Here is a 20,726-nt window from a genome sequence, read left to right on the forward strand (position 1 = left end):
CCAGAAGTACGACGTCGGAGCGCACCTGACGTCGGGCCGGAACCAGATCGACGTGGTCCTCTCCGACGGGTGGTACCGCGGGCGGAACAGCGGCGCCCAGCGCAGGAACGTCTGGGGCGAGACGACGGCGGCGCTCGCCCAGCTCGAGATCGACCTCGCACCCGGGGAGCGGATGACCGTCGGCACCGGCGGCGACTGGGTCACGCTGCCCAGCCCCATCGTGAGGGCCGACCTCATGGGCGGCCAGACAAGCGACTTCCGCATCGACCCCGACCGCGCCGAGCCCGCACCGGTCCGCGTCGGCATCGTCTCGCCGCCGGCCCCCACACGCTCCCCCGCCGCACCCGTGCGGCGCGTCGAGGAACGCAAGCCGCTCTCCCTGACCACGCTGCGCGACGGCGTGTCGATCCTCGACGCCGGTCAGAACCTGTCCGGCTGGGTTCGACTCACGGACCTCGGCGCGCCCGGCACCGAGACGGTTCTCGAATTCGGCGAGCACCTCGACGCAGCCGGCAACCTGACCACCGCCCACCTCGACATGACTGCCAACGACGGCCGGAAGCTCGAGTTCCACCAGACCGACCGGGTCATCGCCGGCACACACGGTGACGTGTTCGAGCCCCGGCACACGGTCCATGGGTTCCGCTACGTGCGTATCTCCCACCCCGGCCGCGAGCTCTCCGCCGATGACTTCACGGTCGTCGTCGTCCATTCGGACCTCGAGCGCAGCGGATGGTTCCGCTGCAGCTCGCCCGATCTCGAACGCCTGCACGACGCCGCGGCGTGGAGCTTCCGCGGCAACATCGTCGACGTCCCCACCGACTGCCCCACCCGCGAGCGCGCCGGCTGGACCGGCGACTACCAGGTCTTCGCGCCCGTCGCGGCCATGCTCTACGACGTCAGCGGCTTCTCCCGCAAGTGGCTCCAGTCCGTCCGAGACGACCAGTGCGACGACGGCCTCCCGGCCGCCTTCTCCCCGGACTCGGCCCGCATCAAGCGGCACCCCGCGAACCCGTCCCGGGTCATGGGGGGCTCGGCAGGCTGGGGAGACGCGACCGTACTCGTCCCGTGGGCGATGTACGAGGCATACGGGGATCGGCAGGCCCTGGCCGAGAGCTGGGATTCCGCGACCCGGTGGGTCGACTACGCGCTCCAGCTCGCCGCCTCGCAGCGGCATCCCGCACGTGCGGCCCGCCCCGAGGCCGCGCTCCCCCACGAGTGCTTCATCTGGGACGCCCCGTTCCACTACGGCGAATGGTGCGAGCCCAAGAAGCGGCGGCCGGATGGAAGCCTCATCGACCCCATGGCCGACGACCCCTACACCTACATGAGCGCCGACCGCGGCGAGGTCGGCACCGCCTTCCTCTACCATTCCACGTCGACGCTCGCGCGCATCGCCTCGGTCCTAGGACGCGACGACGAGGCGGGCCGATACCGGGACCTCGCCGGAGCGATCAAGAACGCGTGGCGCACCGAATTCCTTGCCCCCGACGGCCGCACCCACGACGACACGCAAGCCGCCTACGTCAGGGCACTGGCCTTCGACCTCATCCCCGAGCCGCTCCGGGAGGCCGCAGTCGCGCGCCTCGTAGCGCTCATCCACGACGCCGACGACCGCGTCGGCACCGGCTTTCTCTCAAGCGGCCTGCTGCTTCCCGTCCTCGCGGAGAACGGGCACGCCGACCTCGCCTACCGTCTCCTCTTCCGCCGCGGCACTCCGTCGTGGCTGGGGATGCTCGACCGCGGCGCCACGACCATCTGGGAGGACTGGGACGGAGTCGACGAGAACGGCAACGCCCACGCATCGCTCAACCACTACAGCAAGGGCGCGGTCGTCCGCTTCCTCCACGAATACCTCGTGGGCCTCCGCCAGGCACCCGATTCGGTCGGTTGGGCGCGCTTCGAGATCCGGCCCCTCCTCGGCGGCGGCGTCACCTCGGCGAGCTTTCGCTTCATCTCGCCCCGCGGCGACATTGCGGTTTCGTGGGTCATTGACGACGGCGTCTTCCGCCTCGACTTCACGGTCCCGCCCGGGAGCACGGCCCACGTCACGATGCCAGACGAAACGACAACGCCCTACGGGCCCGGTCGCCACCTCGCTTCCTGCCCCGCCCCGATACCCAACCCCATCACGAGAATTGAGCGTTCACGATGAAGATCACCAGCGACGACTTCGGCCGAATCGACGTCTCCGACGTCCCGCTCCCCGACAACTTGTGCGACGCCAGCGCCACCTACACCTACTCCGGCAAGGTGTTCGTGCTGTATCGCTCGGACCAAGACCCCTACGGCGAGGATTGGTACCACGCGGCGGTGGTCGACGACGACGGCACCGACTTCACGAACATCTTCTCCGGCCAGATCCCCCAGCACGCCAAGGCGAACGGCATCCGCCACATGCCATTCGCGGACAACCGGCGCCTGCTCCTGGGCGACTACGTCCTCGAGTGCAGCCCCGACATCGACACCTGCACGAACGCCGAACTTGTGGCGGTCGAGTACCCCTGGGGGCTCGAAGAGGACCCGCTGACCACTCATCACTGGTCGGAGATCATCGTCTCCCCCGACAACGAGCACATCGCATGGACCATCCTGCGGAACGACATGGGTGCGGCCGTAGCCGTGGGACGGCTGCGGCGCACCGAGGACCGCTACATCATCGAGGACCCGGTGATCATCAGCAGCCCCGACGAGCTCGCGCACGACCCTGACCGGGAGGGCTATTTCGTTCCGCTGCCCGTGCGGGGCGGCGAGGTCAAGCAGTTTGTACGGGGCGGGGCGGCGATCTCGTCGGCTGGCGGAAAAGGTGGCTTCTTGCCCGATTCCGTCGTCCAGGACCTGGCGACGGAAGAGATGGTCCAGATCACCCGAACCCCGGGTTACGACGAGACGACAATTTTCTCGCCGGACGAGCGCCTCGGCCTCGTGATGACCTCACGCGCCTCGAAGCGCACCGATCCCGCGATCCTCGGGATGGTCCCGCGGCCGCATGCCCTCCTCTCGGGGATGAATCTGGCATGGGCCGTCTATCAGTACACCGTCTCCGGGGTACGCAGCTTCCGAGAGGGCAACGTCGGTCCCGTCTTAATCGACATCGAACGCTCGATGAACGAGCCCGGCTATGACGGCGTGCCGCTCAATAGCCCGGACGATTCCTGGGTCTATTGCTCCCCGATGTCTTGGCATCCATCGGGCAAGAAAGCCATGTGGCTGGAAATGCTCCGAGGCAGCGAGCGCGCTGGGGCGTATCGCCAGATGCGCCTCCGGACCGCCCACCTCCTCGACCACGAGCCGTCCGGGCCTGTGACCGCCCAACCGACGCCGCGAACGGTTCCCTACGGCATCACCGGAGCGACAGCGGAGCAAACGCTGCGGCAGCCGGCCGAGAGGGTTCGCTCGGGCCGGATCGCCGGCCAACACTCCGGGTACATCGAGTTCGAACGGCGGCCTGGCGACCTCGCCCGGGGGCGCGCTGCCTCCGCCACAACCACTTATGTGGGCTACAGCGACGACGGCCGATCCTTCTACAACGGCTACGAGCAGACGGCCAGTTCGTTCACGAGCGACACGGTCTATCGCGCCGACCTCGAGCTGACAGGCGAGCAGTCAGGCGAGATGCGGCTTCGCGCTACGTGGTCCAGCGTCCAGGAGGGAACGCGGCTGCTCTTCGGTCCGGCCGCCGACGGTCTGCCCAAGAGCCACGGCTTCGCGCGGTATGGCGATACCCGGATGAACATCGAGGATCTCGTTGAGTAGAGGAGGGGAGCGACGCGTGGTTGTTCCGGAATAAACCCGAGGTCCAGGACGTACCGTTGAAGCAGTCCCCCGCGTCGCGGGGACCCGCTCCAAGGGGGCCCTCATGGGCAGACTCCAGCGTCCCGCATCCATGGTCTTCAGCCTCGCGATCGCGCTCGCGCTCTCGGGCTGCTTCGGCCCTCCGGCAGCGTCTCCCGGCGCGAGTTCCTCATCCCCCTCGCCCGCAACGACTCAGAGCCCGTCGCCGACCGCAGCCCCGACCCCTCCGGCGACCGCTCCGCCGTCGTCCACCACACCAAGCCCGACGCCGACCTCCCCCGCGCCCTCCACGACGGCGGCACCGTCGTCCACGGGCCTGCCCGAACAACTCGCGCCGCTGACGATCTACTACGTCGCCGTGGGCGACAACGGCGCCTCGGGTCCCATGATCGGCTGCGGCGACAGCCTCGTCGCTACGCACACCGCGCCCGTCCGGTTCACCGACCAGGTCGGGCCCAGCATCCGGACCCTGTTGGACAACAAGAGCCGGTCCGTCGGCATGTCAGGCCTCGTGAACGTCCTCTCCCAATCGACGCTGGCCTACGTCGGAGGCAGCTTCGACGGCACCACCATCACCATCTACCTCACCGGACAGTTCATGCTGGCTGGCGAGTGCGACATACCCCGGGCCAAGGCGCAGCTCGAATTCACGGCAATGACGGCCGCGGGGGCCACCCGTGCGGCGGTCTTCGTCAATGGACGCCCGATCGACGAGGTGCTGAGCCTCAAGTAGGAGTTTCAGGTCTGGGTAGGGCCTGGTCTCAGGGCTAGGCGCGCATGCCGCGGATGATCGCGGCGTTGACCCGAAGGTAGGCGCGGTCGCGTTCCGCGCCCAGCAGCCCCGCAAGCACGGGCCCGGCGTTCTCGAGGATGGTCACGAGGGCGTGAATGCCGCGGCCCACGATCCCGTTGGTCGGCTCGCCGGGGAGCAGGACGCCGCATCCTGCCGCGTCGGGGTCAACCGCCTGCGGCACCCGCGGGATGCCCGGTGCACGGTCAGGGCTGTCGATGAGCGCCCACATCTCGTCCACCGGGGTCGCTGGTCCGAGGCGGTTGCGGGGGCCGCGCCACACGACGAGCGCGGTCCCCCGCGCTGCCGTGACCGCTTCGATGACGGTGCCGCTGAGCGGGTGGGGGTTCAGCGGGCGCGCGAAGACGTCGTCGAAGAAGTAGAGCTCCTGGCTGGCCCACCGAATCTCGGAGTAGCACCAGTCGTCGGAGAGAAATGCGCCCGCCGGTTGCGCCATGCGTTATCCCCTCGTCGCAAGGTGCGTAATTGCACTCATGGTACGAGCATGGACCCCATTCGCGGCAGAGGCGTAGTACCTCCCGCGAGTGGGTGTCGCTACCTCGCCTCGGCGAGTTGCCTACGCCAGTCGGCGGGGACGCGGCCTGCCGGGCCGGGCGCCGGCTGCGTGTCCGGATGGTGCCGCGGCGGAGGGAGCAGCGGTCCCCTCACAGGCCGCTCAGCGAGATAGTCCCAGAACCAGTCCTCGCCCGGCTCGAAGGTCTGGATGAACCGGTGCCCGGTGCCCTCGAAATGGCGGCGGGCATGTTGCGCGAGGGAATCATCGCAGCACCCGATGTGCCCGCAGTCGACGCAGCGCCGCAGGTGGAACCACCAGCCGCCTCCCTCATCGCAATCGAAGCAGCCCACGCCCGACGGCCCAGGAAAGTCCTCGGACCCCAGGCCGGTGATGTCCGAAGGATCCGCGCTCCGCTCAGCCATGGACCAACTCTATGCCGCCCGCACAAGGGCCTCGGGCGGCTCCGCGAAACACCAGCTGACGATCGCCTCACGCCGCAGGGAGCGCCTCCAAGTGCGTGCCTCGCCTCGAGGGGCTCGCGAACCTCGCACGGGCGAGCACGGCTGCCGCCGCCAGCATCATCGCGAAGCCCAACCAGTACGGCGCCGAGTGGGCCACCCCCGCGTAGAGCGCGCCGGCCACGAGCGGGGCGACCATGCCGATAGCCGAGTTGAGCGACTGCGTCATGCCGGCGAGCCAGCCCTGTTCGTCGTCGCCCACCGAGTTCGACATGACGCCGTCCATCGAGGCGGTCGCCGCGCCCTGGCCGGCGGCGAGGACGAGCGTGCCGACGATGAACAGCCACGGCTGCGCGAGCAGCGATCCGACGACCGCGAGAGCGAAGCATCCGAAGGCCTGCGCCACGACGCCAGAGACAATCACGCCGCGCTCGCCGATGCGGGGCAGAAGGAGGCCGAGGAGCGCTCCCTGAATGATGATGTCGATGATGCCGACAGAGGCCGTGAGCAGGCCCACCTCGGTGGCGTCCCAGCTGATCTGGTCGAGCGCGAGGACGCTGAAGTTGTTGACGAAGAACGCAAACGGGATCGTCACCAGGGCGAAGCCAAGAAGCAGTCCGCGAAGCTCCTTCCGCCCGAAGGCGTCCTTGAAGACCGCGAACGGATGGAGCGAGCGCAGCTCGAGCTTCGACGTGCGGTTCTCGGGGGCGAGGCTCTCGGGCAGGACGAAGATGCTGAGGGTCGCGATGAGCGCCGCGACGCCCGCCGTCACGAACACCGGCAGATCGAGGTTCACCGCCGCGAGCAGGCCGCCGAGTGCCGGACCGACCATAGTGCCGATGCCCGAGAGGGCGCCGAGCAGGCCGAACCGCTTCGCGCGCTGCTCGGGCGGCGTGATGTCAGCGAGGTAGGCGAAGAGCGCTGGCAGGTCGCCCGCGGTGGTGCCCTGGACGACGCGGCCCAGCAAGAGGACCCAGATCGACCCGCCAACGCCGAAGAGCAGGTATCCGAGCGCGGCACCGAAGGCGGCCACGATGATGACCGGCCGGCGGCCGAAGCGGTCCGACACTCGCCCCAGCAGCGGGGCCACAAGGAAGGCACACCCAGCGTTGACCGTCTCGAGGACGCCGACCCACAGCGCGAGGCTCCCCCCGCCGGGCACGTAGCGAAGCACCACGAACGGCAGGATCGGCAGGACGATCGTCATTCCCGCGGTGGTGAGCATCGTCAAGACGATGAGCATGATCCAGGCGCGACGCGGGCTGCGCGGCTGGATCGTGGCCTCGCGAGAGGCGGTCGTGTCAGCTGAAGTCATGCCATAACTGTATCAATACCAGTTTTGATGTCAATTCAGTTTTTGAGTCGATCCAGTAGAGTGGAGACATGACTGACGCTGACACGATGGGCCGGCGGGAGCGGAAGAAGGCCGCAACCCGCAAGGCGATCTCCGACGCCGCGACCGCACTCTTCCTCGAGCGCGGCTTCGACAAAGTGAGCATCCGCGAGATCGCGGAGAAAGCGGACGTCTCCCCGACGACCGTCTTCGCCCACTTCCCCCAGAAGGAGGCGCTCGTCTTCGACGAGGACGACGACCAGCGCGAGCAACTCGTCGCCGCCGTCCGCGACCGGCCCACGGGCACCACGATCACGCGGGCGCTGCGCGACTACTTCGCCTCCGAGCTCGCGAACACAGCACCCGAGCACGACGACGAGACGGTGCGCCGCTTCATGACGTTCATCGACGAGACACCCGCACTCGCCGACTACGCGCAGCGCATGTGGGTGCGGCACGAGGACGCCCTGGCGGCCGCCATCGGGGGCGAATTCGGCCTCGCCGAGCCGAGCGCCGAGATCCGTGCCTACGCCCGCTTCGTCATCCAGATCCAGCTGCTCGTGCTGGGCAGCCCCGACCCGATCCCCGTGCTCGACGCCGCGTTCCGCGTGCTCGACGCGGGTTGGGTCCACTACGCCAAGCAGCTCTGAAAGACCCATGGAAAACCGTTGACAAGCTTGCGCAAGCCATTCCATACTCGCTTCAGGAGATCCGTATCGGTCAAGGAGTAGTGATGACTGCGACACTCACCGACGTTGCGAGACTGGCTGGCGTTTCGCTCGCGACGGCGTCCCGCGCCTTCAGCGATCCAGGCCGACTCGCCGCGGAAACCCGGCAGAGGGTGATCTCGGCGGCCGAGGCGCTGGGCTACGCGGCGTCGGCCCCGACCGGAAGCCGGACCTTTGGGGTGATCGTTCCCGATGTCTCGAACGCCGTCTTCGCGGTCCTCTTGAAGGCCTTGCAGGAGCGAGCGTGGCCGGGCCACCACCGCATGGTCCTCGCCGACACCGCCGAATCGGTCGACAGAGAACGCGAGCACCTCTCCTCCCTCGCAGCCTCTGTCGACGGCCTCATCCTGTGCTCGCCGCGTCTGCCCGCCGGGGAGATCCGCGAGCTCGTGGGCCAGACCCCTCTCATCGTGATCAACGGCGAGGCCGAAGGCGCCACGAGCGTGCTCATGGACGCCGACGCGGGGCTCCGCCAGGCCGTCGAGCATCTCTTCGCGCTTGGCCATCGCCGCTTCGCCTACGTACCGGGGCCGGCGTCGTCGTGGGCCAACCGCCAGCGCCTGGACGCAGTGACGCGCCGCTGCGAGGAATGGGGCGTTGAGCTCGTCACCGTCGGGAACCAGAACGCAACGGTCGACGGCGGCCTGGCCGCCGCCGCTTCGGTCGTCGCCAGTGGCGCCACCGCCGTCATCGCGTACAACGACCTCGTAGCGGTGGGGCTCCTCGCGGGTGCCCGAACCCTCGGCTATCACTGCCCGGAGGACCTGAGCGTGGTCGGCATCGACGACCTCGACATCGCCGCGGCCGCCGAACCCGGCCTCACCTCCGTGCGCGTCGCCATTGAAGGCAGCGGCACGCTCGCGCTCGACCTGCTGCTGAAGGAGCTCTCAGGCAAGGCCACGCCGTCAGAGTCCGTGCATCTCGGTTCGCAGCTCATTGTGCGCGGCTCGAGTTTCTCGGCGCGCGGCGCGGGCCGCGACCTCCAGGGGACCCGGGCATGAGGGTCGTCATCGCGGAGAGCAACCTGCTCCCTCACCGGCTCCTCCTCGAGGAGCTGCTGCCGGCGGGCACGGCGACCTCGTGGCATGACGCGTGGGAGGAGCAGGCGCTCGTCGAGGACCTCGGCGATGCCGACGTCTACGTTGGCCCCCGTTTCACGGCCGCCATGGGAGCGGCGGCCGGGCAGCTCCGGCTCGTCCACGTGGCCGGCGCGGGCTACGACGGGATCGACGCGAGCGCCCTCCCGGACGGCTGCGCGTGCGCGAACACGTTCCACCACGAGTCCTCGATCGCCGAGCACATCGCGGCGGTCCTCGTGGCGCTCCGCCGCAACCTGGTCGGCCAGGACGCGGCCCTCCGTCGCGGAACGTGGACCTCGTCCGTCTATTCACGGTCCATCCATCAGCCGGAGACCCTGCGCGGCTCGACCGTGGCGTTCCTCGGTTTCGGTCACATCGGCCAGGCCGCGTGGAACCTCCTGCGCGCGTTCGGCGCCGAGGGCATCGCGATCACCCGCAGCGGCGGGGTCGACGCTGACGCACAGGGCCTCCTCTGGGCCGGACCGACTGCACGGCTCGGCGAAGCCCTCGCCGCCGCGGACATCCTCGTGGTGAGCATCCCGCTCAGCGAGGAAACCGCGTCGGTGATCGGCGCCGTCGAACTCGGCCAACTCGGACCCAACGGCCTGCTGGTCAACGTGGCCCGCGGCCCGGTCGTCGACGAGACGGCACTGTACGAGGCCCTGCGCGATCGCCGGATCGCGGGCGCCGCGATCGACGTCTGGTATCAGTACCCCGGCCCCGACGGGCGATCCGAGCCGTCCAGACTTCCGTTCGGCCGCCTCGACAACGCGATCCTCACCCCGCATTCGTCCGGCGTGACCGCCGAGACCTTCCGCGGCCGCGTCCGCGACATCGCCGAGAACATCACCCGGCTCTCTCGAAACGAACCCCTCAAGAACGTTGTGATCACCAGATGACCCGCAAGATCACAGGCGTCAACGTGCTCGTCACGAGCCCGTCGCGCAACTTCGTCACGCTCAAGATCACCACAGACGACGGCATCGTCGGCTGGGGCGACGCGACACTCAACGGCCGCGAACTCTCCGTGGCGAGCTACCTCCGCGACCACCTCGCGCCCGCGCTCCTGGGCCGCGACGCCGACCGCATCGAGGACACGTGGCAGTTCTTCTATCGCGGCGCGTACTGGCGCCGCGGCCCCGTGACCATGGCGGCGATCGGCGCCGTCGACCTTGCCCTGTGGGACATCAAGGGCAAGGCGCTCGGCGTCCCCGTGTACCAGCTCCTCGGCGGGGCGGCGCGGGACAAGGTCCTCACCTACACCCACGCGACGGGGTGGGACCTTCCGGAGCTGCTCGACTCCATCGAACGACGGCGGGAGCAGGGCTTCCGCGCGGTCCGCGCCCAGTCGGGGGTGCCGGGACTCGACAAGGTCTACGGCGTCACCCGCGGCGCGGCAGGCTACGAGCCCGCAGGCCGCGGCGGGGGCCCCGCCGAGGAGGTCTGGGACACCTCGGCGTACCTGCGGCACGCGCCCATGATCCTCGGGGCCGTCCGCGAACACGTGGGCCCCGAGCTCAAGCTCCTCCACGACGTGCACCACCGCCTCAACCCGACCGAGGCGGCCCGGCTCGCGAAGTCGCTCGAGGAGGTCGACCTGTTCTGGCTCGAGGACGTCACGCCCGCGGAGAACCAGCGTCTCCTGCGAGCCGTCCGCGCCCAGACCACCGTTCCGCTCGCCATCGGCGAGGTATTCAACACGATCTGGGACTGCGAGGCGCTTCTCACCGAGCGGCTCATCGACTACATCCGCACGGCCGTGGTCCACGCGGGCGGGATCTCCCACGTCCGCAAGATCCTGGCCCTCGCGGAGGTGTACCAGGTCAAGGGCGCGCCGCACGGTCCGTCCGACGTCTCCCCAATCAGCCTTTCCGCGTCGCTCCACGTGGGCCTCGCCACCACGAACTTCGGCATCCAGGAGTACATGGGCTACGAGCCGCTCGTCTCCGAGGTCTTCCGCAGCAGCTACACGTTCAAGGACGGCTACCTCCACCCGGGCGACGAGCCCGGCCTCGGCGTCGAGGTCGACGAATCCGCCGCCGCGCGCTTCCCCTATTCCCCCGCCTACCTGCCGATCGCGCGCGATCTCGACGGCACCATGAAGGACTGGTGAGCATGGCTGAGCGTTCCGCGCTTCCGCGCCTTTCAGCAGCGTACGACGGCGCGCCTCGCCACGGCGGGCTGCGTCCCGGGATCGTCCATCTCGGCTTGGGCAACTTCCATCGGGCGCATCAGGCCGTCTACACCCGGGCCGCGCTCGATGCGTCGAGGGCGGGAGGGGCGGTTGGGGCGGGCGGAGATGAATGGGGAATCGTCGGAGTCGCGAACCGGTCTGCGGCGGTCCCGGACGCCATGCACGCCCAGGACCTCCTGTACACGGTCGTCGAGATCGCGCCCGAGGGCCAGCGGTTCTCGGTACCCGGCGTGCATACGGACGCGTTCACGGCGGCCGGCGATCCCGAGCGCGTGGTGGCGTCGATCGGGGCCTCCGGGACCCGCATCGTCTCGCTCACCGTGACCGAGAACGGCTACTGCTACAGCCCGCGCACAGGGCACCTCGCGGTCGACGATCCCGCGATCCGACGCGACGTGTCCGATGCGGCGCGGCCCTCGACGCCCATCGGGCAGATCGCGCGGGGGCTGCAGTCACGGGCCCGGTCCCACGGCGAGCCGATCACGGTGCTGAGCTGCGACAACCTCGCGGACAACGGCCACCACACTGAGCGGCTCGTGCGGGAGTTCGCCGGGCTGCTTCCGGAGGCCGAGGCCGCCGAACTGCTTGCGTTCATCGCGGACCGGGTCACGTTCCCGTCGACGATGGTGGACCGGATCGTCCCCGCGACAACCGACCACTACCGCCGGCTCGTGGCCGATCGGCTGGGCTACGTCGATGACGTTCCCGTGCCCGCTGAACCGTTCAGTATGTGGGTCCTCGAGGAGCGCTTCGCCGCCGGACGGCCCGCATGGGAAGCCGGCGGGGCCGTGTTCTCGGACGAGGTCTCCCGCTACGAGGAGCTCAAGGTGAGGCTCCTCAACGGGACGCACTCGCTCATCGCCTATCTCGGCGCCCTCTCCGGAGCCGCGACGATTCCGGAGTCCGTTCGTCAGGCACCGATCGAGGCAGCGGCGCGAGCGGTGCTGCGCGACGAATACCGGCCCAGTGTGACGGCCCCGCGTGGCGTCGACCTCGACGCGTACGAGGAGGATCTCTTCACGCGCTGGCGCAACACTGCGCTCGGGCACAGGACGAGCCAGGTCGGTTCGGACGGCTCGCTCAAGCTCCGCCAGCGGATCCCGGTCCCGGCACTCGCCGCGCTCGACGCCGGCCGGATGCCGCATTTCCTTGCCCTCACCGCCGCTGCCTACCTCGCGTGCCTCGCCCCGCTGCCCGGCTTCGACCCTGGCCCCCACGCTTGGGCCATGGTGGACCCAGCGCGCGGTGCGCTCGCGCAGGCAGCCGAGCGCTCGTCGTCGTCCGCCGACCTGGCCCGCCGCGTCCTCGGCGAGCAGCATCTGCTAGGCGAGGAGCTCGCGGGCCGGGACGCGTTCATCGAGCGCACCGGCGAGCTCCTCGACGTCATCCGCGCCCATGGCGCGCCCGCCGCCGCTGCAGAGGCCGGCGCCGCGCATCACCACACGGCCTGACCAACACCCCGACCGCCTGACCAGCACCGAGGAGGGCTCCCCCAGCAACCACACCCTGGCAACTGTCCGGAATACCAGACACATCCCACTCGTCCGCCTGACAACCCGACCACACCACCCCACACACACAACACCGCACAGCACGTCGTTCCATTCAAAGGAGTCTGGACATGACCTCAACACCCGGCCACGCCGCCGTCGACCGCTCCCCCGTCGACCAGTCGAAGGTGCGCAAGGCAGCCCTCGCAGGGCTCGTGGGCACCACGCTCGAGCTCTACGACTTCGTCATCTACGGCACGGCCTCGGCGCTCATCTTCAGCAAGCTGTTCTTCCCGAATGTCTCCCCGGCCGCCGGGCTGCTCGCGAGCTTCAGCACGTTCGCGGTCGGCTTCCTGTTCCGTCCCGTGGGCGGCGTGTTCTTCTCCCACTTCGGCGACCGGCTCGGGCGCAAGTGGGTGCTCGTGACCACCCTCCTCCTCATGGGCGGCTCGACCCTCGCGATCGGCATCCTCCCCACCTTTGACCAGGTGGGGCTGTTCGCCCCGATCCTGCTCGTGCTGTGCCGCGCCCTTCAGGGCTTCGGCGCCGGTGCCGAGCAGTCCGGAGGCGCCACGCTGCTCACTGAATCCGCGGCCCCCGGGACTCGCGGCCGGCTCGCTTCGCTCATCATGGTCGGCGCCGCCGCCGGCACCGCGCTGGGTGCCCTCGTATGGATCGCCGCTCAGGCCATGGCCCCGCACGACATGATGTCGTGGGGCTGGCGGCTCATATTCATATCCAGCATCCTCGTCACGATCGCGGCCATGATCATGCGGCGCAAGCTCGAGGAATCCCCCGTCTTCGAGGAGATCAAGCAGGAGCGCGACGAGCCGCCGGCACCGCTGCGCGAGGTGGTCCGCCACGGCAAGGCGAACGTGTTCCGGGTCATCATGATGAACCTCGGCGTGAGCACGCAGTCCTACACCATCCAGGTGTTCATGGCGTCGTACCTCATCACCGTGGTCAAGACCGACCCCAAGTACATTCCGATCGTGCTCTTCATCGGCTCGCTGTGCGGCGGGGTCGCGGCGGTCGCGTTCGGGACCCTGTCCGACCGCATCGGGCGGCGGCGCGTCACCTCGCTCATCACCGGCGTCCTCGTCCTGTTCCCCGCGCCCGCGTTCCTCCTGCTGACCACGGGCGATCCGGTAGCGATCCTGCTCGTCGTCGTCATCGGCTTCATGCTCGCGTGCCAGGGCGTGGTCGGCGTGCACATGAGCTACTTCCCCGAGGTCTTCGGCAGCCGCTACCGGTACGCGGGCGTGACGCTCGGGCGCGAATTCTCGGCGATCATCGGCGGCGGCATCGCGCCCATGATCTGCGCGGGGCTCCTCGCCGCCTTCAACAACTCGTGGATACCCGTGGCGATCTACATGGGCGTGACCATGCTCGCGAGCTTCATCGCCACGCGGATGACTCCCGAGACGCTCAACCGCGACCTCACCGACCCAGAGGACGCGACCTTCCGGGGCGCCGTGTCCGCGGCGGGCGCGGCACCGGCTGTGGCCGGTCGGGCTTGAGCGATCGGAACGTGCCCGTCGCCACGCTCGGGTAGCCGGCACTCTCAGGGGAGCCGGCTACCCGTTCCGATCCAAGCTCGCGATCGGCTCGGGTCGATGCCCTTGCTGCCTGGTCAGGCGCTCACGGGCATTGTGCTCGACCAAGATCGGGACGTAGTCCCTGATCGGGCCGGTCATTTCGGAGCTGGCGGCGCTCACGGCACTGGCCACGGTTTCCTCGCCGAGTTCGGGGAAACGCTTCGTGAGCCGGGACCGCACACTCTCAAGAGCCTGGGCTTCACTCTGCTGCATCCTTCAATGGTCCTCACTCAGCCGTGTTCCGCAACCCCCGCCGGTGGACGACTGCCGCGCACGCTCACCTCAGCCGTACCCGCGTCGAAGGGGCTCTTGAGGGAGTGTGCTTCGATGAGCTTCCCGGCCATCACCCGCGCCCGCGCCGCCGCCTCGGCGTCCCCTTCGACGGCGGTGACGAGCGCCCCTCGGGCAATGATCTGGAAGGAGCGGGTGAACTCGACTGGGCTGTCCAGGCCGGATTCCGCAACCGCGGCTGCGACACGGGCTCTGCTGCGGTCCAGGAACTCCACGACGGCAAGCCGCAGAGAATCCGTCGGCTCGAGCTCGTTCAGCACGCGAAGGATCGACGAAAGCGCGACCACGCTCCGCCTCGACCACTCGTCAAAGACATCGAAAACCGCAAGGAGCCCTTCCGCACCTGCCAGCCCACCATCAGCCTTGGCCGTTTCGACCAACGCGCCGAGGTTCTTGAGGCCGTGCTCGAGGTAGGCGACGACAACCTTTTCCTTCGAGCCGAAGCGCTGATAGAACGTGGACTTGCTGGCCTGCGCCTTCGCCACGATGCCCTCGACGCTGACGTCCAGCAGGCCATGCTCGTCAAAAAGCTCGAAAGCCGCGGCGAGGATCCGCTCGCCAGGATCCTCAGAGGTCACCGCTGGAGTCATGTATGACGACGGTAGTCGGCTTTCCCCACTGCATCTTCACCTCAAAGGGTGGTGCTTTCCCCCTCGCGGGAGCATAGGGTTTTGAACCGTGGGTGCGATCAGGGTGGCGTTGGTCAATGACTACGAAGTCGTGGTCCGGGGACTCCAGGCGATGCTCCGGTCCTATGCCGACGTGCTGCACGTCGTGGAACTCGACGCGAGCGAGGACGTCGCACAAGCCGTGGACATCACTCTCTACGACACCTTCGCCGCACCCCAAGGCGATCGCGAGGAGGTCCGTCAGCTGGCCTCCAACCCTCTCTCGGGCAAGGTCGTCGTCTACACGTGGGACCTCGATTCGGCCAGGGCCGCTGCAGCGCTGGCCAACGGCGCCAGCGGGTATCTGTCCAAGGGCCTGACTGCGGGCCAATTGGCCGCTGCCCTGCAGGATCTGCACGGCGACGATCCCCAGGCTCGCGTGCTCCTCGAAGGTTCGGCCAGGACGATCGGCGGGGACTGGCCAGGCCGAGAAGAAGGCCTCACCCAGCGGGAATCCGAGGTCCTGGCCCTCATCACCCAGGGCCTCAGCAACGCCGCCATCGCCGATCGCACTAGCCTCTCCCCCAACTCCGTGAAGACCTATATCCGCAGTTGCTACCGGCGCATCGGGGTCAGCAGCCGCTCGAACGCCATCCTCTGGGGCATCGACCACGGCTTCCGGCCCGATCGACGGCGGATCATTCCTCCGCCGGCGGAGGAACCGAAGCGCTCTGTCTGATTTAGCTCGCCCCGCGGTGCGCCTCGTCGAGCAGGCGCGCGCAGCGGATGAAGCCCAGGTGCGAATACGCCTGCGGGTGGTTCCCCAGATGCGTTTCCGTCGCGGGATCGTATTCCTCCGGGAGGAGCCCAGTCGGCCCCATGAGCGCGGCGAGGCGCGCGAAGAGGTCCTCGGCGTCGTCGACACGCCCCACCGCGAGGAACGCTTCAATGAGCCACGCCGTGCACAAGTGGAACCCGCCCTCGAGACCCGGCAGGCCGTCGTCGTACGTGTAGCGGAACACGGTGGGGCCCACGCGCAGCTCCCGTTCAACGGCGGCGACTGTCGCGAGGAAGCGGGGATCGAGCGGGTTGATGAGTCCGGTGAGCCCCACGTGCAGCACGGCGGCGTCGAGGTCGGGACTGTCGTAGGCGACCGTGAACGCTCGCGCGCCGTCGTCCCACCCTTCGGCGAGCACCTCCGAACGGACGACGGCGGCGAGCGGCTCCCAGCCGTCGTCGGGCCTTCGCTCATGGCGGCGGGCCACGCGGAGCGCACGGTCGAGCGTGACCCAGCACATCGTCTTCGTGTAGACGTGGTGCCGCGGGGCGCGCCGAGCCTCCCAAATGCCGTGGTCCGGTTCGTGCCACCGAGCCGCGACCGCGGCAGCCATCTGGACGAGGATCCGCCAGTGGGCATCGGGCAGCTCGCCGGTGCGCTCGGACAGCGCGTCGATGAGCTGCGCCACGGGGCCGAACACGTCGAGCTGCACTTGGTGGTCAGCGGCGTTGCCGATGCGAACGGGCCGAGAGCCGGCGTATCCCGGAAGGTGCTCGATCGACGCTTCAGTGGAGAGCGGCGCGCCGGTCACGGAGTAGAGCGGGTGCAGCCACTCGGGCCCGGGAGCCGAGGCGAGGATCCGGCCCAGCCACGCGAGGAAGCCGTCCGCCTCCTCCGTGGAGCCGAGCTCGACGAGCGTCAACACCGTGAGCGACGCGTCGCGAAGCCAGCAGTAGCGGTAGTCCCAGTTCCGCGTGCCGCCGATCCCCTCCGGAAGCGACGTGGTGGGCGCGGCGAGCACCGCCCCGGTCGGCTCGTGGACGAGATGGCGGAGGGTCAGTGCCGACCGGACCACGAGCGAGGGCTTGACCGCCGGGATCTCCAGCCGCTGGACCCACGCTCGAGCGGCCCGGGCGACGTCCTCGCGGCGCTCGGGCTCCGCGGCCGGATCGGGCTCGTGCACCTCCGGGTCGCCGCAGCGCAGTGTGAGGACGACCGGCCCCTGGGAGAGGTCCACCTGGCCGGTCGCGGAAGCGTGGCGACCGTCGCTCTCGATCGCGAAGCGCACGCCGGGCGCGTGCAGGACGATCGGCTCAGACGTTCCAACCACGTGGAGCACGTCCCCGCGAGGCTCGATGGCGCAGGGCGCCCCCGCGTAGTCCGGCCGTGGGGCGAACACGATCCGCGCGGTCCCAGAGCCCGAAAGAACCCGCACGAGCTGGGTGATGCCCTCAGGCGAGGGCTCGAGGTAGTCCGTCACCGCGACGTCGGCCCAGCGGGTCTCCACAATCATCGTGTTGTCGACGTACCGCTGGCCGAGGAGCCGCGATGCGGCGACCGGGCCGGCGGAGAAGTGCCCGGCCGGATCTCCGCCGAGGACATGCGCGAAGAGGGAACCGGAATCCGGCAGCGGGTGCGTCAGCCAGCAGATGGTGCCGTCCGGAGTCACGAGGGCCGTCGAGCTCCCATCCCCCAACATCGAGTGCCGCTCGAGGGCGACGGCCTCCTCGCCGAAGAGCCACGCTCGCCGCAACTCGAAAAGCACCGCCAGCAAACGGGCGAAGGCGTCGGGGTCGCGCAACTGGTGACGCGCCGTCGTCGCCCGCGGCCCCACGTGAAGCCCAAGGTCCGGCCCGCGCAGCGTCCCGAGCGCTCCCTCGTCGCTCGCGGCGTCCCCCGCGAACAGCGCGGCGCTCACTCCGAGCTGGGCACGCAGCTTGTCGAGCGCGGCGCCCTTGGCCGGCGGCAGCGCGCAGAGGTCCACGACCGTCCCGTCCTCGATGAAGGACAGGCCATATGCCGCCGCGACTTCGCGGGCGACGGCGGTCGCGACCTCAGCAGCGCCCGGATCGGCCTCGCGTCGGTGCACCGCGAACGCCGCTGGCTTGCGTTCGAAGGCGAGGCGGTGTTCCGTCACGAGCCGCTCCGCCTGCGCGACGCCAAGCCTCGCCGTGAGCCGCTCCACCAAGGCGTTCCCGGCGAGCTGGAGGACGCCTTCCGTGGCCTGCGGGATCGTATACGCGAAGGCCATGTCGAACTCGTGGCCGTGCGAGCCGACCAGGTGGATCTCGGCCGGCAGCCGAGAAACGGCGGCGAGATCCCGCAGGGAGCGGCCCGAGATCACGGCCGCGTGGGTGTTCGGGAGAGCCGCGAGGGCGCGCAGCGCGACGGCTGCGCTGTCGAGCGGGAGCGTCTCCGTAGTCTGGCCGTCCACGGGCGTGAGGGTGCCCCCGTAGTTGCACGCGACGAGGAGCGAGGGCTGCCTCGCCAGGAGCTTGAGCTCGGCCATGAGGCCGGGGCCGATTCCGTCTCCGTCGTTCTCGCCCAGCAGGTACGGGCGGAGAAGTCCCAACGGCAGCGAGCCGCCGAGCAGCGCCGATTCAGAGACCGTCCGGTTCAGGGGTGTTGCCATGTGTGTGCCTCCGCTCGCCCCGCCTGCGCTCCAGTGTGGGCGGGAGGGATTTCGGCTGGACGGCGCGGGTGTTGCGCCCGCGTAAAAGGCGTCGGCTGATGCCTTCAAGATCTCGGCCACCTCCTTGTCGGACCCCCACAAGATGGGTCACTGCCGCCGCGGATACCGTCAGGGCATGACCCCGTACGCCATCCTGGACACCGCCCGCGAGCAAGTCCTCGAACGAGGCGAAGGCCTCAGCGAGGCCCAGATCCTCGAGGTCCTCGGCCTCCCCGACGAGGCGATCCCCGCAGCGTTGCAGCTCGCGCACGAGGTCCGGCTCGAACACTGCGGCGAGGATGTCGAGGTAGAGGGGATCATCTCGATCAAGACCGGCGGATGCCCCGAGGACTGCCATTTCTGCAGCCAGTCCGGGCTATTCGACTCGCCCGTGCGTGGAGTGTGGCTCGACGTCCCGGAGCTTGTGAAGGCCGCCAAGGAGACCGCCGCGACGGGAGCCACGGAGTTCTGCATCGTCGCCGCCGTCCGCGGCCCGGACGTCAAGCTCATGAACCAGATCAAGTTCGCGATCGAGCGGATCAACGCCGAGGTGGACATCAACATCGCGTGTTCGCTCGGCATGCTCACGCAGCGGCAGGTCGACCAGCTCACCGAATGGGGCGTGCACCGCTACAACCACAATCTCGAGACCGCCCGCAGCTACTTCCCCGAGGTCGTCACGACGCACACCTACGAGGAGCGGCTCGAGACGTGCCGCATGGTCAAGGACGCGGGGATGGAGCTGTGCTGCGGCGCCCTCCTCGGCATGGGCGAGACCGTCGAGCAGCGCGCCGAGCTCGCCGCCCAGCTCGCCGCGCTCGAGCCGGACGAGGTCCCGCTCAACTTCCTCAACCCGCGTCCCGGCACTCCGCTCGAGAACCAGCCGATCATGGACGGCAAGGACGCCCTCCGCGCCATCGCCGCGTTCCGCCTCGCGATGCCCCGCACCGTCCTTCGGTACGCCGGCGGCCGCGAGCTGACGCTCGGCGACCTCGGCACCCGCGACGGCCTCCTCGGCGGGATCAACGCCGTGATCGTGGGCAACTACCTCACGACGCTCGGCCGGCCCGCGACGGCGGACCTCAACCTGCTTGTCGAGCTCAACATGCCCATCAGGGAAATGCAGAAGACCCTGTGATGAAAGAGGTCGCGAGGGCGGGCGAGTTGTTCTGCGGTCACTGCGGCCAGCCCTCAGTGCGCCAGCCCGCCGAAGCCGGCGGCAGCACGCCGTCGTCCGCGGCACTGCCATCGAATGCCCACGAGCGCTGCTGCCAACGGCTCTCGCTCGAGCCGCCGCGCTACTGCGCGGCGTGCGGGCGGCGCATGAAGGTCCAGGTGGCGCCGCTGGGCTGGCGGGCGGAATGCTCCCGGCACGGGAGCCTGACATCGTGAGCGCGGCGAATCTCATCGACCGCGACCGCGCGTGCCTCTGGCACCCCTACGCGCCCGCCTCGCCGACGCTTCCGCTGTGGGCGGTCGAGGACGCGAGCGGCGTCCGGCTTCGGCTCACGGACGACGGCGGGGCTCGCCACGAGGTGGTCGACGCCATGTCCTCGTGGTGGTCGGCAATCCACGGCTACCGGCACCCGGTGCTCGACGAGGCCGCCGGGCGGCAGCTCTCGCGCTTCAGCCATGTCATGTTCGGCGGGCTCACGCACGAGCCCGCGGTCGTGCTCGCCGAGCGGCTCGTCGCGATGGCTCCGGCGGACCCGTCGCGGGCCTCGCTCGCCCGGGTCTTCCTGGCCGACTCGGGCTCGGTGTCCGTCGAGGTCGCGCTCAAGCTCGCCGTGCAATACCAGTCGGCTCGCGGTCGGCCGCGTCGGCAGCGGATCCTGAGCATCCGGGGCGGCTACCACGGCGACACTGCGGGGGCGATGTCGGTGTGCGACCCCGTTGACGGGATGCACTCCGCGTTCGCGGGACTGCTCCCGCGCCAGGTCTTCGCGCCACGGCCGCCGGCCGCGGCGACTGCGACAGCTGAGAGCATCGAAACCTGGCGGGACGCGGTCGAGGATCTGGCTCGACTGCACTCCGACGAACTCGCGGCCATCATCGTCGAGCCCGTCGTGCAGGGAGCGGGCGGGATGTTCGTGTACCCGCCCGAGTGCGTACGGATCCTCCGGGAGGTCGCGGACCGGCACGGGCTCGTGCTCATCCTCGACGAGATCGCCACGGGCTTCGGACGCACCGGTGAGCTGTTCGCCGCGTGGCACGCGGGCGTTGTCCCGGACATCCTGTGCGTCGGCAAGGCCCTCACGGGCGGGTACCTCACTCTCGCCGCGGTGCTATGCAGCGACGAGATCGCGCGCACCGTCTCCGCAGGCGGGGTCGGAGCTCTCCTCCACGGCCCGACGTTCATGGCGAACCCGCTCGCGTGCGCCGTCGCGAAAGCGAGC

At 69.4% G+C, this 20,726-nt stretch carries 19 protein-coding genes; 13 read left to right on the plus strand and 6 right to left on the minus strand.

Annotated elements, in window-relative coordinates; translation table 11 throughout:
* The 3 genes from ACLN58_RS06610 to ACLN58_RS06620 all read left to right on the plus strand — a co-directional run.
* Window positions 1–2,155: family 78 glycoside hydrolase catalytic domain (locus ACLN58_RS06610; RefSeq protein ID WP_415854474.1), on the plus strand; the 2,155-nt coding region annotated here is incomplete at its 5' end.
* Entirely contained in the window at window positions 2,152–3,756 is a 1,605-nt protein-coding gene (locus ACLN58_RS06615; protein ID WP_415854475.1) for a hypothetical protein, read from the plus strand. The genes ACLN58_RS06610 and ACLN58_RS06615, both read left to right, overlap by 4 nt.
* A gap of 103 nt (window positions 3,757–3,859) precedes the next feature.
* Window positions 3,860–4,528 (plus strand): hypothetical protein, encoded by a 669-nt coding sequence (locus tag ACLN58_RS06620; RefSeq protein WP_415854476.1) that lies wholly within the window; start codon window positions 3,860–3,862, stop codon window positions 4,526–4,528.
* A gap of 34 nt (window positions 4,529–4,562) precedes the next feature.
* Here ACLN58_RS06620 and ACLN58_RS06625 read toward each other — a convergent pair whose 3' ends face one another.
* The 3 genes from ACLN58_RS06625 to ACLN58_RS06635 form a co-directional block, all read right to left on the minus strand.
* Window positions 4,563–5,042 carry a hypothetical protein gene (locus ACLN58_RS06625; protein WP_415854477.1) on the minus strand — a complete coding sequence of 160 codons (480 nt, stop codon included), beginning with the start codon at window positions 5,040–5,042 and terminating at the stop codon, window positions 4,563–4,565.
* Between the two features lie 98 nt (window positions 5,043–5,140).
* The gene (locus tag ACLN58_RS06630; RefSeq protein WP_415854478.1) at window positions 5,141–5,524 is read right to left on the minus strand and encodes a UBP-type zinc finger domain-containing protein; all 384 of its coding nucleotides are present in this window, start codon (window positions 5,522–5,524) and stop codon (window positions 5,141–5,143) included.
* Between the two features lie 67 nt (window positions 5,525–5,591).
* Window positions 5,592–6,875 (minus strand): MFS transporter, encoded by a 1,284-nt coding sequence (locus ACLN58_RS06635; protein WP_415854479.1) that lies wholly within the window; start codon window positions 6,873–6,875, stop codon window positions 5,592–5,594.
* A 68-nt stretch (window positions 6,876–6,943) separates the two neighbouring features.
* On the opposite strand from ACLN58_RS06635, the gene ACLN58_RS06640 reads away from it, so the two are divergent.
* The 6 genes from ACLN58_RS06640 (at window position 6,944) to ACLN58_RS06665 (ending at window position 13,904) form a co-directional block, all read left to right on the plus strand.
* Window positions 6,944–7,543 carry a TetR/AcrR family transcriptional regulator gene (locus ACLN58_RS06640; protein WP_415854480.1) on the plus strand — a complete coding sequence of 200 codons (600 nt, stop codon included), beginning with the start codon at window positions 6,944–6,946 and terminating at the stop codon, window positions 7,541–7,543.
* A gap of 83 nt (window positions 7,544–7,626) precedes the next feature.
* Window positions 7,627–8,622 carry a LacI family DNA-binding transcriptional regulator gene (locus tag ACLN58_RS06645; protein WP_415854481.1) on the plus strand — a complete coding sequence of 332 codons (996 nt, stop codon included), beginning with the start codon at window positions 7,627–7,629 and terminating at the stop codon, window positions 8,620–8,622.
* The gene (locus ACLN58_RS06650; protein WP_415854482.1) at window positions 8,619–9,599 is read left to right on the plus strand and encodes a 2-hydroxyacid dehydrogenase; all 981 of its coding nucleotides are present in this window, start codon (window positions 8,619–8,621) and stop codon (window positions 9,597–9,599) included. Before ACLN58_RS06645 ends, ACLN58_RS06650 begins: the two co-directional genes overlap by 4 nt.
* Entirely contained in the window at window positions 9,596–10,813 is a 1,218-nt protein-coding gene (gene manD / locus ACLN58_RS06655; protein WP_415854483.1) for a D-mannonate dehydratase ManD, read from the plus strand. The genes ACLN58_RS06650 and manD overlap by 4 nt, the downstream gene beginning before the upstream one ends.
* 2 nt (window positions 10,814–10,815) lie before the next feature.
* Complete coding sequence (locus ACLN58_RS06660; protein WP_415854484.1) at window positions 10,816–12,345, plus strand: mannitol dehydrogenase family protein; 1,530 nt, start codon at window positions 10,816–10,818, stop codon at window positions 12,343–12,345.
* A gap of 170 nt (window positions 12,346–12,515) precedes the next feature.
* On the plus strand, window positions 12,516–13,904 hold the full coding sequence (locus tag ACLN58_RS06665) for an MFS transporter (protein WP_415854485.1): 1,389 nt from the start codon (window positions 12,516–12,518) through the stop codon (window positions 13,902–13,904).
* Between the two features lie 57 nt (window positions 13,905–13,961).
* Here ACLN58_RS06665 and ACLN58_RS06670 read toward each other — a convergent pair whose 3' ends face one another.
* Both ACLN58_RS06670 and ACLN58_RS06675 read right to left on the minus strand, forming a co-directional pair.
* Entirely contained in the window at window positions 13,962–14,195 is a 234-nt protein-coding gene (locus ACLN58_RS06670) for a three-helix bundle dimerization domain-containing protein (RefSeq protein WP_415854486.1), read from the minus strand.
* Window positions 14,196–14,212: 17 nt separating this feature from the next.
* Window positions 14,213–14,851 carry a TetR/AcrR family transcriptional regulator gene (locus tag ACLN58_RS06675; RefSeq protein ID WP_415854487.1) on the minus strand — a complete coding sequence of 213 codons (639 nt, stop codon included), beginning with the start codon at window positions 14,849–14,851 and terminating at the stop codon, window positions 14,213–14,215.
* Between the two features lie 100 nt (window positions 14,852–14,951).
* On the opposite strand from ACLN58_RS06675, the gene ACLN58_RS06680 reads away from it, so the two are divergent.
* Window positions 14,952–15,620, plus strand: coding sequence for a response regulator transcription factor (locus ACLN58_RS06680; RefSeq protein ID WP_415854488.1), 669 nt, complete (start codon window positions 14,952–14,954; stop codon window positions 15,618–15,620).
* Window position 15,621: 1 nt separating this feature from the next.
* Here the strand turns inward: ACLN58_RS06680 and ACLN58_RS06685 are convergent, their stop codons facing one another.
* A complete protein-coding gene (locus ACLN58_RS06685; protein WP_415854489.1) occupies window positions 15,622–18,291 on the minus strand; it encodes a trehalase-like domain-containing protein in 2,670 nt (889 codons plus the stop codon).
* A 175-nt stretch (window positions 18,292–18,466) separates the two neighbouring features.
* Between ACLN58_RS06685 and bioB the strand changes: the two genes are divergently transcribed.
* From bioB to bioA, 3 genes are all read left to right on the plus strand, one after another.
* Window positions 18,467–19,468, plus strand: coding sequence for a biotin synthase BioB (gene bioB / locus ACLN58_RS06690; RefSeq protein ID WP_415854490.1), 1,002 nt, complete (start codon window positions 18,467–18,469; stop codon window positions 19,466–19,468).
* Window positions 19,468–19,722 (plus strand): hypothetical protein, encoded by a 255-nt coding sequence (locus ACLN58_RS06695; protein WP_415854491.1) that lies wholly within the window; start codon window positions 19,468–19,470, stop codon window positions 19,720–19,722. Before bioB ends, ACLN58_RS06695 begins: the two co-directional genes overlap by 1 nt.
* On the plus strand, window positions 19,692–20,726 hold a 1,035-nt coding region (bioA, locus tag ACLN58_RS06700), incomplete at its 3' end, for an adenosylmethionine--8-amino-7-oxononanoate transaminase (protein ID WP_415854492.1). The genes ACLN58_RS06695 and bioA, both read left to right, overlap by 31 nt.

The organism is Sinomonas sp. G460-2 (genome assembly GCF_047759905.1).
GTDB lineage: Bacteria > Actinomycetota > Actinomycetes > Actinomycetales > Micrococcaceae > Sinomonas.

What these genes read in the sequence shown, in the direction of transcription:
- manD (WP_415854483.1), top strand. Translation starts at nt 9,596, where the DNA reads ATGACCCGCAAGATCACAGGCGTCAACGTGCTCGTCACGAGCCCGTCG.
- ACLN58_RS06645 (WP_415854481.1), top strand. Translation starts at nt 7,627, where the DNA reads ATGACTGCGACACTCACCGACGTTGCGAGACTGGCTGGCGTTTCGCTC.
- ACLN58_RS06640 (WP_415854480.1), top strand. Translation starts at nt 6,944, where the DNA reads ATGACTGACGCTGACACGATGGGCCGGCGGGAGCGGAAGAAGGCCGCA.
- ACLN58_RS06625 (WP_415854477.1), bottom strand. Translation starts at nt 5,042, where the DNA reads ATGGCGCAACCGGCGGGCGCATTTCTCTCCGACGACTGGTGCTACTCC.
- ACLN58_RS06670 (WP_415854486.1), bottom strand. Translation starts at nt 14,195, where the DNA reads ATGCAGCAGAGTGAAGCCCAGGCTCTTGAGAGTGTGCGGTCCCGGCTC.
- ACLN58_RS06650 (WP_415854482.1), top strand. Translation starts at nt 8,619, where the DNA reads ATGAGGGTCGTCATCGCGGAGAGCAACCTGCTCCCTCACCGGCTCCTC.
- ACLN58_RS06615 (WP_415854475.1), top strand. Translation starts at nt 2,152, where the DNA reads ATGAAGATCACCAGCGACGACTTCGGCCGAATCGACGTCTCCGACGTC.
- ACLN58_RS06695 (WP_415854491.1), top strand. Translation starts at nt 19,468, where the DNA reads ATGAAAGAGGTCGCGAGGGCGGGCGAGTTGTTCTGCGGTCACTGCGGC.
- ACLN58_RS06635 (WP_415854479.1), bottom strand. Translation starts at nt 6,875, where the DNA reads ATGACTTCAGCTGACACGACCGCCTCTCGCGAGGCCACGATCCAGCCG.
- ACLN58_RS06620 (WP_415854476.1), top strand. Translation starts at nt 3,860, where the DNA reads ATGGGCAGACTCCAGCGTCCCGCATCCATGGTCTTCAGCCTCGCGATC.
- ACLN58_RS06665 (WP_415854485.1), top strand. Translation starts at nt 12,516, where the DNA reads ATGACCTCAACACCCGGCCACGCCGCCGTCGACCGCTCCCCCGTCGAC.
- ACLN58_RS06660 (WP_415854484.1), top strand. Translation starts at nt 10,816, where the DNA reads ATGGCTGAGCGTTCCGCGCTTCCGCGCCTTTCAGCAGCGTACGACGGC.
- ACLN58_RS06685 (WP_415854489.1), bottom strand. Translation starts at nt 18,291, where the DNA reads ATGGCAACACCCCTGAACCGGACGGTCTCTGAATCGGCGCTGCTCGGC.
- bioB (WP_415854490.1), top strand. Translation starts at nt 18,467, where the DNA reads ATGACCCCGTACGCCATCCTGGACACCGCCCGCGAGCAAGTCCTCGAA.
- ACLN58_RS06630 (WP_415854478.1), bottom strand. Translation starts at nt 5,524, where the DNA reads ATGGCTGAGCGGAGCGCGGATCCTTCGGACATCACCGGCCTGGGGTCC.